Below are 12,835 nucleotides of genomic sequence, written 5' to 3'. Positions count from 1 at the left end.
CGGCGACCCTTGGTCAGACGGGCAGGCCCGTGGTCTCGTCGACGATGCCGGTGCCGCCGTCGTCGGTCGGGTCGACCAGCACCTTGAGGAGCGCAGCCTCGTCGACGTCCCGACCCGTCACGATGAGCAGCTCGTCGCCCACCTCGAGGGTGTCGTCGATGCTCGGCGTGATCGGCTGGGTCCCGCGCACGATCGCCGCGAGGACCGTGTCCTGGGGCCACGCGACCTGACCGACCCGGGTGCCGATGAGCGGTGAGTCCGGGGGCAGCGTGAGCTCGAGGATGTCCGCGCCCGACTGGTGGAACGTGAAGATCCGCACCAGGTCGCCGACCGCGACGGCCTCCTCGACCATCGAGGTCATGATGCGCGGGGTCGACACGGCGACGTCCACGCCCCACGACTCGTCGAACATCCACTCGTTCTTGGGGTTGTTGACGCGGGCGACCGTGCGCGGCACGCCGAACTCGGTCTTGGCGAGCAGCGAGACGACGAGGTTGACCTTGTCGTCTCCTGTGGCGGCGACGATCACGTCGCACTCGTCGACCTTGGCCTCCGACAGGGTCGAGAGCTCGCACGCGTCCGCGAGGAGCCAGTCCGCGTCGGCCACCTGCGCGACCCGCATCGCCGCGGGCTGCTTGTCGATGATGGTGACCTCGTGGTCATGGCTGAGCAGCTCGCGGGCGATCGAGCGCCCGACAGAGCCTGCTCCGACGACGACGACGCGCATCAGTTCTCCTTGAGTGAGGGGGCGTGCGTGAGGACGCGCTCGACCGTGGGGGCGTCCGCGCTGCGCATGAGGACGTGCAGCACGTCGTTCTCCTGCAGGACGGTGCTGGGGGTCGCCAGGACCCCCTCGCCGAACCGGCCGAGGAACGCGACCCGCGCGCTGGTCGCCGACTCGATGGTCCCGACCGCGTGACCGACCCAGCCCGGGTGGAAGTCCGTCTGCGCGAGGCGGACCTGGCCCGAGGGGTCGCGGTACTCGTCGGTCGCGCCGAGCGGGAGCATGCGGCGCAGGACCTGGTCCGAGGTCCAGCGGACGGTCGCGACCGTCGGGATCCCGAGGCGCTGGTAGATCTCCGCACGGTGAGGGTCGTAGATGCGGGCCACGACGTTGTCGACGCCGTACGTCTCGCGCACCACGCGCGCGGCGAGGATGTTCGAGTTGTCGCCGTCGGAGACCGCGGCGAACGCGTAGGCGTCCTCGATGCCCGCCTGGACGAGCGTGTCCCGGTCGAACCCGAGGCCCGTGACCTTCTTGCCGGAGAACTCCGCGGACAGCCGTCGGAAGGCGTCGGGGTTCTGGTCGACCACGGCCACCGAGTGGCCGCGGTTCTCGAGAGACTGGGCGAGGGTGGCGCCGACACGGCCACATCCCATGATCACGAAGTGCACGAGCGAAACGCTACCGCGACGGCGTCACGTCCACGTACAGGAGCCGGGCGACGAGACCGGTCGGGCCGTGGAGGGGTCAAGGGCCCCCAGAGGGCCTAGCATGGGCCAACGTGTCGGATATCGCTGATGCCGCCAAACGATTGCTGCTCGGACGTCCCGTCCGCAGCGACGACCTGGGGCACACCCTGCTACCGAAGCGCATCGCGCTCCCGGTCTTCGCCTCGGACGCGCTCTCGTCCGTCGCGTACGCCCCGGACGAGATCCTGCTGACCCTCTCGATCGCCGGCCTGGCGGCCACGACCATCTCCCCGTGGGTGGGGCTGGCGGTCGTCGTCGTCCTGCTGACCGTGGTGGCGTCGTACCGCCAGAACGTGCACGCCTACCCCTCGGGCGGCGGGGACTACGAGGTCGCCACCGTCAACCTGGGGCCGACCGCGGGCGTCGGCGTCGCGTCGGCGCTCATGGTCGACTACGTCCTGACGGTGGCCGTCTCGATCTCCTCGGGTGCGCAGTACGCCGCGGCTGCGCTGCCGTTCCTACGGGGCCACGAGGCGGCGTTCGCGATCACCCTGGTCGTGCTGCTGACCCTGGTCAACCTGCGCGGGGTCAAGGAGTCGGGCTCGTTCTTCGCGATCCCCGTGTACCTGTTCATGTTCGCGATCGGGATGACGGCCGTCGTCGGGTTCGTCCGGTACGCCACGGGCACCCTGCCCATGGCCGAGAGCTCGACCTACGAGCTCGTCGCGGAGAGCCATTTCGACCAGGGGCTGACCGGGCTCGCGGGAGCGTTCCTCGTGGCGCGCGCCTTCGCGTCGGGCTGTGCCGCCCTCACGGGCGTCGAGGCGATCAGCAACGGCGTGCCGGCGTTCAAGAAGCCCAAGTCGCGCAACGCGGCCACGACGCTCGCCCTGCTCGGGTCGATCTCGGCCTTCATGATCATGGCGATCCTCTTCCTGGCCCAGAAGACCGGCGTGCACTTCGCGGAGAACCCGCCCGAGCAGCTCACGATCAACGGTCAGCCCGTGCCCGACGACTTCGTGCAGGACCCGGTCATCGGTCAGCTCGCCCAGGCGGTGTTCCAGGGTGTCCCGATCGCGTTCTACCTCGTGGCCGCCGTCACGGGCCTCATCCTGGTCTTCGCGGCCAACACCGCGTTCAACGGCTTCCCGGTCCTGGCCTCGATCCTGGCCAAGGACGGCTACCTGCCGCGCCAGCTCCACACGCGCGGCGACCGCCTCGCGTTCTCGAACGGCATCGTGACCCTCGCGGTCGCGGCGATCGCCCTCATCTGGGCGTTCGACGCCCAGGTCACGCGACTGATCCAGCTCTACATCGTGGGCGTGTTCGTGTCCTTCACGCTGTCCCAGCTCGGGATGATCAAGCACTGGACCCGCGAGCTGCGCACCACCCCGGACCCGCGCTTCCGCACCAAGATGAAGCGCTCGCGCGTCGTCAACACGATCGGGTTCGGCATGACCGGGACCGTCCTGGTCATCGTGCTGCTCACCAAGTTCACGCACGGTGCCTGGATCGCCATCCTCGCGATGGCCTTCGTGTTCGTGCTCATGCGGGCGATCCGCAAGCACTACGACTCGGTGCGCGACGAGCTCACCCTGGGTGAGGACCCCGCGGCCGCGCGCGCGCTGCCGAGCCGGGTCCATGCGCTCGTCCTGGTCTCCAAGCTGCACAAGCCCACCATGCGGGCCCTGGCCTACGCCCGCGCCTCGCGGCCCTCGGTGCTCGAGGCCGTGACGGTGGGCGTCGACGCGGACGAGGTCGCCGAGTTCACCGCGGAGTGGGAGGCGCTCGACATCCCGGTCCCGCTGCGCGTCCTGGACTCGCCGTTCCGTGAGATCACCCGACCGATCCTGTCCTACGTGCGCTCGATCCACCGCGAGAGCCCGCGCGACCTGGTCGTGGTCTACATCCCCGAGTACGTCGTGGGGCACTGGTGGGAGCACCTCCTGCACAACCAGAGCGCGCTGCGCCTCAAGGGGCGGCTCCTGTTCACCCCGGGCGTGGTCGTGGCATCGGTGCCGTGGCAGCTCTCCTCGACCAAGGGGCAGACGGGCCTCGAGAAGGAGGGCTTCGCGGCGCAGAAGCGGATCAACCGCCGCTACTGAGCCGGACGTGTGCGGCCCCACGTGACGTCGGGCAGCGGATCGGGGACGAAGTCCGTCCGCGTCCGGGATACTAGGGGGGTGTCTGAAACCCTGAACTCCACTCCCACCGCCCCTGAGTCTCAACCTCTGGTCGAGCTCGAGGTCGGGCCGGTCGCGCACGGTGGCCACTGCGTCGCGAGGCTCGACGGGCGGGTCGTCTTCGTCCGGCACGCGCTGCCGGGGGAGCGGGTGCTCGCTCGTCTCACCGAGGAGGGCGACACCGCGAAGTTCTGGCGGGCCGACGCGATCGAGATCCTCGAGCCCTCGCCGGACCGCGTTCCCGCGGCCTGGCCCGCGGCCGGTGCCGGCGGCGCAGGGGGCGGCGAGCTCTCGCACGTCTCCCTGCCGGCCCAGCGTCGCTGGAAGGCCGCGGTCCTCCAGGAGCAGCTCAAGCGGCTGGCCAGCCTTGACCTTCAGGTAGAGGTTGAGGGTGCGCCGGGCGACGACGAGCGCGGTGGCCTCGGCTACCGCACGCGGATCGACCTGGTCGCGGACGACAAGGGCCGTGCCGGCATGCGCGTCTTCCGCTCGCACGACGTCGTCCCCCTCGACGAGATGCCGCTCGCGACCCCGGAGGTCGCGGCGCTCGCCGAGGCCGAGGAGGTCTTCACCCGACGCTGGCGTCCGGGCACCCGGCTCGAGCTCGTCGCCCCTGCCGGCGGCACCGACCCGATCCTGCTCGTGGACGGGGTCGTGTGGCACTCGGGCCACATCGACCGCCGTCCCCACGCGCGCCACGCCGTGACCGAGACCGTCACGGTCGCGGGCACCGAGCACACCTTCCGCGTCGCGGCCGACGGGTTCTGGCAGGTCCACCGCGAGGCGCCCGCGCTGCTCGCGGAGGCCGTGCTGGCCGCCGCAGGTCCGCTCGAGGAGGCGACCGTCGTCGACCTGTACTCGGGGGCCGGGCTCTTCACGCTGCCGCTCGCCGACGCCGTCGGCGAGACGGGGCGCGTCGTCGCGATCGAGGGCGACGAGCGGGCCGTCAAGGACGCGCGTCGCAACGCGTTCGAGAAGCCCCAGGTCGAGCTCCACCACGGCCCGGTCGAGAAGGTGCTGGCGGCCAAGGACCACGCGGCGCCCACTGCCGACGTCGTGGTGCTCGACCCGCCGCGGACCGGCGCGGGCCGCAAGGTCGTCGACGCGGTCGCCGCGCTCCAGGCCCCGCGCGTCGTGTACGTCGCGTGCGACCCCGCCGCGCTCGCACGGGACATCGCGTACTTCGCGAAGCACGGCTACACGGTCGAGTCCGTCACGGGCTACGACCTGTTCCCGCACACCCACCACGTCGAGGCGATCGCGGTCCTGACGCGCTGACCCGTCCCGGGCAGGCCGCACAGGGCCGTACAGGCACGGCCCAGGTCCGCCCGGGACGCTGGTCTCGCAGCAGACGGTTCACCTGTCGCCCGGAGAGGATCCGGGTGACGATGGACTGGTGTGCCGGGAGCCCCCGGCGATGGGCGGAGCGGAAGAGGGCGCATGCAGGTCACCGTGGTCGTGCCGACGTTCAACGAGGGACCGAACGTCGAGGAGCTCGTGGGGCGTCTCGCTGCCGCGGTCGAGGGGATCGACGCGGAGGTGCTGTTCGTCGACGACTCGACCGACGACACGCCAGCGGTCGTCGCGCGCGTGGCCGGGTCGTCGAGCCTGCCGGTCCGGCTGCTCCACCGCGACGAGCCCGTCGGCGGTCTGAGCGGCGCGGTCGTCGAGGGGCTGGGAGAGGCCCACGGGGAGTGGGTCGTGGTCATGGACGGCGATCTGCAGCACCCGCCGGAGATGGTGCCGGTCCTGCTCGAGACCGCGGCTTCCACGGGGGCCGACATCGTCGTCGCGTCGCGGTACGTGGGCGGGGGCGACGCGGGCGGCCTCGACGGGCGGTGGCGGCACCTGGTCTCGTCGGCGTCCTCGCTGCTCGCACGCTCGATGTTCCCGGTGCGGCTGCGCAACGTGACCGATCCCATGACGGGCTTCTTCGCCGTCCGCACGGCGGCGATCGACGTCGCGGCGCTGCGCCCGCGGGGGTTCAAGATCCTGCTGGAGATCCTGGCCCGCAACAAGGTCGAGGTCGTCGAGGAGCCGTTCGTGTTCGGGGAGCGGTTCGCGGGGGAGTCCAAGGCGACGTTCGCGAACGGTCTGCGCTACCTGCAGCAGCTCACCGCGCTGCGGTTCGGGCGGATGTCGACGTTCGCGCTCGTCGGGGCGTTCGGGGCCGTGATGAACCTGGCGATCATGTGGGGCCTCGAGCAGTTCGGGGTGCACTACATGCCCGCCGCGGTGGTCTCGGCGGCCGTCACGATCGTGACGAACTTCCTGCTGCTCGAGCACTTCGTCTTCCACGACCTGCGCGACGAGGGGCGCAACGTGTGGAAGCGCGCGGCGCAGTCGTTCACGTTCAACGGCGTCGAGGCCGCGGTGCGTCTGCCGTTCCTGCACTGGCTCGTGGTGCTCACGGGCATGCCACCGGTCCTCGCGCAGGCGCTGACCCTGGTCGTCGCGTTCCTCCTGCGCTTCGTCTTCCACGCCCAGGTCGTCTACCGGCCCCGCAAGAACGAGCCCGAGCCCGTCGTCCCGCTCACGGGGGAGAAGGCGGCCCCCGCGGCCGACGAGGACTGAGCGCCGCTCCGTCCGGCGCCCCAGGGCGCGCCGCCCGCCGGAGGCGCCGTCCGTGCGGCCTCACCTGGGCTGTCATGATGGTCGCCGCGGCCGGCTCCCCGGGCGCGACGACCGGAGGAGGGCTACCAGCATGGGCATCGTCGACAACGCGGTCTACGTCGACGGGCGGCGCACGGCCAACCCGTCGAGCCTCGACGAGACGTTCGAGACCATGCGCGAGCGGAACGGGCTCGCGTGGGTCGGTCTGTACCGGCCGAGCGAGGCCGAGATCCGCGCGGTCGCCGAGGAGCTCTCGCTGCACCACCTCGCGGTCGACGACGCGATCGCGGCCCACCAGCGCCCCAAGCTCGAGCGCTACGACGACAACCTCTTCGTGGTCCTGCGCCCGGCCCGCTACCTGGACGCCGAGGAGCGCGTCGAGTTCGGCGAGCTGCACGTCTTCGTGGGCCCCGACTTCGTCGTCACGGTCCGGCACGCCGAGTCGCCGGACGTGGGGGCGGTGCGCCGCCGGCTCGAGTCCACGCCCGAGCTCCTGCGGCTCGGTCCCGAGGCCATCCTCTACGCGGTGCTCGACCAGGTCGTCGACGAGTACGCCCCCGTGGTCGCGGGGCTGCAGAACGACATCGACGAGATCGAGGACCAGCTCTTCAGCGGGGACCCGGCCGTCTCGCGGCGCATCTACGAGCTCTCGCGCGAGGTCATCGCCTTCCAGCGGGCCACCCATCCCGTCGTGGGCATCCTTCAGTCGCTCGAGCGCGGCTCGGAGAAGTACGGCGTCGACATCGAGCTCCAGCGCAACCTGCGCGACGTGCTCGACCACTCGCTGCGCCTCGCCGAGCAGGCCGACTCCTTCCGGGTCCTCCTGCAGAACGCCCTCATGGTCCAGGCCACGCTCGTGGCCCAGCACCAGAACGAGGAGATGCGACGGCTGTCCGAGACGAGCCTCGCCCAGGGCGAGGAGGTCAAGAAGATCTCGTCCTGGGCGGCGATCCTCTTCGCGCCCACGCTCGTCGGCACGATCTACGGCATGAACTTCGAGCGCATGCCCGAGCTCGGCTGGGGCCTCGGCTACCCGGCGGCCGTCGCGGCGATGGTCGCCATGGGGTTCGCGCTCTACCTGATCTTCAAGCGGCACAAGTGGCTGTGACCCACCCAGGCGGAGTGCACCCTGCTCCGACAGGGCAGAACCGGCGCTGACGGGCACAATCGACAGGTGAGCACCTCTGCCGACGACGGCGCCCCCGCGACCGGACCCGACGGCCCACCGGGCGCCGCGTCGTCGGGCACCGTGACCGCCGGGCCCCGCGGGCTGAGCGCCCAGGAGGTGGCCGCGCGTGTCGAGGCCGGGCAGACCAACCGGACCTCGCAGGCGACCTCACGCTCGCTCAGCGCGATCCTGCGGTCCAACGTGTTCACGCTCTTCAACCTGATCCTCGCGATCGCCGTGACCCTCGTGCTCCTCACGGGCCGGTGGCCCGACGCGGTGTTCGGGTTCGTCGTGGTCATCAACGCGGGGATCGGGATCGTGACCGAGTACCGCGCCAAGCGGACTCTCGACCGGCTCTCGATCCTCACCGCCCCCTCGGCCCGTGTGGTGCGCGACGGGACCGAGCAGGAGGTCGCGCTCGACGGGGTGGTGCTCGACGACGTGCTGCTCGTGAGCATCGGCGACCAGGTGCCGGCCGACGCCCAGGTGCTCGAGGTCACGGGGCTCGAGGTCGACGAGTCCATGCTCACGGGCGAGTCGCGCCCCGTGCACAAGGCCGTCGGCGACGAGGTGCTCTCGGGCTCGTCCGTGGTCGCCGGGCACGCGGTGTGCCGCGTGGTCCGCGTGGGCGAGGCCGGGTACGCCCAGCGCATCACGGCCGAGGCCAAGAAGTTCTCGGTCGTGCGCTCGGAGCTGCGTGAGGGGGTCGACAAGATCCTCAGGGTCGTCTCGATCGGGATCGTGCCCATCTCGCTCCTGCTGTTCTGGAGCCAGCTCTACTACACGGGCGGCGTGCGCGAGTCGATCGCGGACGGGACGTGGCGCGACGGCGTCGTGGCGGCCGTGGCGGGCGTCGTCGGGATGATCCCCGAGGGGCTCGTCCTGCTGACCTCGCTCAACTTCGCGATCGCCGCGATGCTGCTCGCGCGCCAGAAGGTCCTGGTCCAGGAGCTGCCCGCGGTCGAGATCCTGGCGCGCGTCGACGTGCTGTGCCTCGACAAGACGGGCACCATCACCGACGGGCACGTGGCCCTGACCGAGCTGCGCGCGCTCGAGCAGGTCGAGGGAGCCCGGGAGGCGCTCGCGGCCGTCGCGGCCGACCCCGAGGGCAACGCGACGTCGCAGGCTCTCGCCGAGGGGCTCGCGGACGTCGAGGCCGCAGCCGTGCGCGAGTCGGTCCCGTTCTCCTCGGCCCGCAAGTGGAGCGCGCTGCGCACCGACGCGGGCGCGTTCGTGCTGGGTGCCCCCGAGATCCTGCTCGCGGGGCGGGCGGACGCCCCGGCGACCACGGCGCTCGCGGAGGTCCGCGAGGCAGCGGACACGGGCGCGCGCGTGGTCCTGCTCGCGCACGCCCCGACGGGCCTCCCGGCGACCGAGGCGCCGCTCCCGGAGGATCTCGTGCCCGCGCTGCTCGCGGTGCTGGGCGAACGCATCCGCCCCGACGCGGCCCAGACCCTCGAGTACTTCCGCCGCCAGGGTGTCCGGGCCAAGGTCATCTCGGGCGACAACCCCGACACGGTCGCGGCGATCGCTACCAAGGTCGCCCTGCACGGCGAGGGCGAGCGGGTCGAGGGCTTCGACGCGCGCCGGCTCCCCGACGACCCGGCCGAGCTCGCCGAGGTCGTCGACGCGCACGACGTCTACGGGCGCGTGACGCCCGAGCAGAAGCGCGCGATCGTGCACGCGCTCCAGTCGCGCGGTCACGTGGTCGGCATGACGGGCGACGGGGTCAACGACGCCCTGGCGCTCAAGGACGCCGACCTCGGGATCGCGATGGGCAACGGCGCCCCGGCGACCAAGGCCGTCGCGCGGGTCGTGCTGGTCGACGGGCGGTTCGCGACGCTGCCCGGGGTCCTGGGTCAGGGGCGCCGCGTCATGGCCAACATGGAGCGGGTCGCGAGCCTGTTCCTCGCGAAGACGACGTACGCGGCGATCCTCGCGGTGGCCGTGGTGCTGCTCGTGTGGCCGTACCCGTTCCTGCCGCGCCACATGACCATCGCGGGATCTCTCACGATCGGCATCCCGGCGTTCTTCCTCGCCCTGCCGCCCAACAACCGGCGCTACCTCGCGGGCTTCCTGCGCCGGGTGCTGAGCTTCGCGATCCCCGCGGGGGTCGTGATCGGGGCCGTGATCCTGCTCGTGTACGGGTACCTGCGGCCGCTCGTGGGCACGGGCGACGCCCGGTCGGCCTCGACGCTCGTGCTGATCGGGGTCTCGCTGTGGGTCGTGGGCATCCAGGCGCGGCCGCTCAACGGGTGGAAGCTCCTCCTGATCGCCGCGCTCGCGGCGTGCGCGGCGCTCGCGGTGGCGATCCCGTGGGTCCGCGACTTCTTCGCGCTCCAGGTCCCGACGGCGCAGGAGGCCGTGGTCATCACCGTCGCGGTGCTCGTGGGCTGGGTCGCGATCGAGGCCGTGTACCGGTTCTTCGTCCCGTGGCTCCTGCGGTGGCACCGCGCGTGAATATCTTGACGTCAAGATAAATGCGGTATGCTGTGTGTCGGCGGCATTTCGGTGCGTCGCCCGGCCCGGCGTACGCTGGGCAAAGCCCCCAGAACCATCTTGATCGTCATCCGACGACCTGCCACGTCGGGCGTGCGACGTGGGCCACAGAGCCCGCGCGGTGCCCCAGGCGAGGTGGTCGTCACCCACCCTCGCCAGGTAGAAGGAGCAACCGTGAGCAGCGTCGACACGTTCGGGTCGAAGGGAACACTGGAGGTCGGTGAGAACTCGTACGAGGTCTTCCGCCTCTCCGCGGTAGAAGGCGCCGAGCGCCTCCCGTACAGCTTGAAGATCCTCGCCGAGAACCTCCTGCGCACCGAGGACGGCGCGAACATCACCGCGGACCACGTGCGGGCGATCGCCGCCTGGGACCCGGACGCGCAGCCCGACACCGAGATCCAGTTCACGCCGGGTCGCGTCATCATGCAGGACTTCACGGGCGTGCCCTGCGTCGTGGACCTCGCGACCATGCGTGAGGCCGTCGCGGACCTCGGTGGCGACCCGTCGCGCATCAACCCGCTGGCTCCCGCCGAGATGGTCATCGACCACTCGGTGCAGATCGACGTCGCGGGTCGCCGCGACGCGTTCGAGCGCAACGTCGAGTTCGAGTACCAGCGCAACCACGAGCGCTACCAGTTCCTGCGCTGGGGCCAGACGGCGTTCGACGACTTCAAGGTCGTCCCCCCGGGCACCGGGATCGTCCACCAGGTCAACATCGAGTACCTGGCACGCACCGTCATGACGCGCGAGGTCGGCGGTGTGCTCCGTGCATACCCGGACACGTGCGTCGGCACCGACTCCCACACGACCATGGTCAACGGCCTGGGCGTGCTCGGCTGGGGCGTGGGCGGCATCGAGGCCGAGGCAGCGATGCTCGGCCAGCCCGTCTCGATGCTCATCCCGCGCGTCGTCGGCTTCAAGCTCAGCGGCCAGATCCCCTCGGGCGTCACCGCGACCGACGTCGTCCTCACGATCACGCAGATGCTGCGCCAGCACGGCGTGGTCGGCAAGTTCGTCGAGTTCTACGGGGCGGGCGTCGCGGCCGTGCCGCTGGCCAACCGTGCCACGATCGGCAACATGAGCCCCGAGTTCGGCTCGACCGCCGCGATCTTCCCGATCGACTCGGTCACGGTCGACTACCTGCGCCTGACCGGCCGCTCCGAGGAGCAGCTCGCGCTCGTCGAGGCGTACGCCAAGGAGCAGGGCCTCTGGCTCGACCCGACCGACCCGAGCTACGTCGAGCCGGTCTTCTCCGAGTACCTCGAGCTCGACCTCTCGACGGTCGTCCCCTCGATCGCCGGCCCCAAGCGTCCCCAGGACCGCATCGAGCTGTCGAACGCCAAGTCCGCGTTCGCCCGCGACCTGCCGACCTACGCCCCCGAGGTCGTCGACATGGTCGACGAGGCCGAGAAGGAGTCCTTCCCGGCCTCCGACTCGCCCGCGATCCACGCCAACGGCCGCCGGACCGTCCCGGTCACGGACACCAACGGCAAGCAGTTCGACCTGTTCCACGGCGCGGTCGCGATCGCCTCGATCACGTCGTGCACCAACACGTCGAACCCGTCCGTGATGCTCGCTGCGGCGCTGCTCGCGAAGAAGGCCGTCGAGAAGGGCCTGGAGGCCAAGCCGTGGGTCAAGACCTCCATGGCACCGGGCTCGCAGGTCGTCACGAACTACTACGAGAAGGCGGGCCTGTGGCCCTACCTCGAGAAGCTCGGCTTCCACCTCGTGGGCTACGGCTGCGCGACCTGCATCGGTAACTCGGGCCCGCTCGACGAGAAGGTCTCCGAGGCCGTCAACGAGCACGACCTGTCGGTCGTCTCGGTGCTCTCGGGCAACCGTAACTTCGAGGGTCGCATCAACCCCGACGTCAAGATGAACTACCTGGCCTCCCCGCCGCTGGTCATCGCGTACGCCCTCGCGGGCACCATGGAGTTCGACTTCGAGCACGACCCGCTGGGACGCAACGAGGACGGCTCGCCGATCTTCCTGCGCGACATCTGGCCCACGCCGGAAGAGGTCCAGGCGACGATCGACTCCTCGATCGACCGCGCGATGTTCACCAAGGACTACGCGGACGTCTTCACGGGTGACGAGCGCTGGCGCGCGCTGTCGACCCCCGAGGGCAACACGTTCGAGTGGGACGAGCAGTCCACCTACGTCCGCAAGCCCCCGTACTTCGAGGGCATGTCGGCGCAGCCGTCGCCGGTCACCGACATCTCGGGTGCTCGCGTGCTGGCGAAGCTGGGCGACTCGGTCACGACCGACCACATCAGCCCTGCCGGGTCCATCAAGGCGGACTCGCCGGCCGGTGTGTACCTGGCCGAGCACGGCGTCGAGCGTCGCGACTTCAACTCCTACGGCTCGCGCCGCGGGAACCACGAGGTCATGATCCGTGGCACGTTCGCGAACATCCGTCTGCGCAACCAGCTCCTCGACAACGTCGAGGGCGGCTTCACGTTCAACTTCGTGAAGAACGCTCAGGACACCATCTACGACGCCGCGCAGGACTACGCCGCGGCCGGCACGCCGCTCGTGATCCTCGGCGGCAAGGAGTACGGCTCCGGCTCGTCGCGTGACTGGGCCGCCAAGGGCACCGCGCTCCTGGGCGTCAAGGCCGTCATCACCGAGAGCTTCGAGCGCATCCACCGCTCGAACCTGATCGGCATGGGCGTCCTGCCGCTGCAGTTCCCGGCCGGGGAGTCCGCAGGGTCCCTGGGCCTGGACGGCACCGAGACGTTCGACGTCTCGGGTGTCACGGCGCTCAACGAGGGCACGACGCCCTCGACGGTCAAGGTCACCGCGACCAAGGCCGACGGCACCTCGGTCGAGTTCGACGCGGTCGTCCGCATCGACACCCCCGGAGAGGCCGACTACTACCGCAACGGCGGCATCCTGCAGTACGTGCTGCGCTCGCTCGTCAACGACTGACGAGCGTCGGCCGCGGTGGGCGGCGTCG

General features: G+C 70.9%; 8 protein-coding genes. 6 read left to right on the top strand and 2 right to left on the bottom strand.

The features are described 5' to 3' along the window. Positions 1-13: 13 nt before the first annotated feature. Both ACIPWA_RS10275 and ACIPWA_RS10270 read right to left on the bottom strand, forming a co-directional pair. Positions 14-727, bottom strand: a complete 714-nt coding sequence (locus ACIPWA_RS10275; RefSeq protein ID WP_056763558.1) for a potassium channel family protein — start codon at positions 725-727, stop codon at positions 14-16. After that, positions 727-1,380 (bottom strand): potassium channel family protein, encoded by a 654-nt coding sequence (locus ACIPWA_RS10270; protein WP_068624903.1) that lies wholly within the window; start codon positions 1,378-1,380, stop codon positions 727-729. Before ACIPWA_RS10270 ends, ACIPWA_RS10275 begins: the two co-directional genes overlap by 1 nt. A 125-nt stretch (positions 1,381-1,505) precedes the next feature. Here ACIPWA_RS10270 and ACIPWA_RS10265 point away from each other — a divergent pair, with 125 nt between their 5' ends. The 6 genes from ACIPWA_RS10265 (at position 1,506) to acnA (ending at position 12,807) form a co-directional block, all read left to right on the top strand. Beyond that, positions 1,506-3,518 carry an APC family permease gene (locus tag ACIPWA_RS10265; protein ID WP_056650153.1) on the top strand — a complete coding sequence of 671 codons (2,013 nt, stop codon included), beginning with the start codon at positions 1,506-1,508 and terminating at the stop codon, positions 3,516-3,518. A gap of 78 nt (positions 3,519-3,596) precedes the next feature. Beyond that, positions 3,597-4,874 (top strand): class I SAM-dependent RNA methyltransferase, encoded by a 1,278-nt coding sequence (locus ACIPWA_RS10260; RefSeq protein ID WP_400289946.1) that lies wholly within the window; start codon positions 3,597-3,599, stop codon positions 4,872-4,874. Between the two features lie 162 nt (positions 4,875-5,036). Next, on the top strand, positions 5,037-6,170 hold the full coding sequence (locus ACIPWA_RS10255; protein ID WP_400289943.1) for a glycosyltransferase: 1,134 nt from the start codon (positions 5,037-5,039) through the stop codon (positions 6,168-6,170). Between the two features lie 130 nt (positions 6,171-6,300). Continuing rightward, positions 6,301-7,317, top strand: a complete 1,017-nt coding sequence (locus ACIPWA_RS10250; RefSeq protein WP_400289940.1) for a magnesium and cobalt transport protein CorA — start codon at positions 6,301-6,303, stop codon at positions 7,315-7,317. A 66-nt stretch (positions 7,318-7,383) separates the two neighbouring features. After that, a complete protein-coding gene (locus ACIPWA_RS10245) occupies positions 7,384-9,837 on the top strand; it encodes an HAD-IC family P-type ATPase (RefSeq protein ID WP_400289937.1) in 2,454 nt (817 codons plus the stop codon). A 213-nt stretch (positions 9,838-10,050) separates the two neighbouring features. Beyond that, the gene (gene acnA, locus ACIPWA_RS10240; protein ID WP_400289934.1) at positions 10,051-12,807 is read left to right on the top strand and encodes an aconitate hydratase AcnA; all 2,757 of its coding nucleotides are present in this window, start codon (positions 10,051-10,053) and stop codon (positions 12,805-12,807) included. Positions 12,808-12,835: the final 28 nt, after the last annotated feature.

Source organism: Oerskovia enterophila, from assembly GCF_044748475.1.
GTDB classification, from domain to species: domain Bacteria; phylum Actinomycetota; class Actinomycetes; order Actinomycetales; family Cellulomonadaceae; genus Oerskovia; species Oerskovia enterophila.
Note: the sequence above shows the minus strand (reverse complement) of the source record. Positions and strands in the feature narration are given on the sequence as shown.

Coding starts and splice junctions, on each gene's coding strand:
- ACIPWA_RS10275 (WP_056763558.1), bottom strand. CDS start 727: ATGCGCGTCGTCGTCGTCGGAGCAGGCTCTGTCGGGCGCTCGATCGCC.
- ACIPWA_RS10270 (WP_068624903.1), bottom strand. CDS start 1,380: ATGGGATGTGGCCGTGTCGGCGCCACCCTCGCCCAGTCTCTCGAGAAC.
- ACIPWA_RS10255 (WP_400289943.1), top strand. CDS start 5,037: ATGCAGGTCACCGTGGTCGTGCCGACGTTCAACGAGGGACCGAACGTC.
- ACIPWA_RS10250 (WP_400289940.1), top strand. CDS start 6,301: ATGGGCATCGTCGACAACGCGGTCTACGTCGACGGGCGGCGCACGGCC.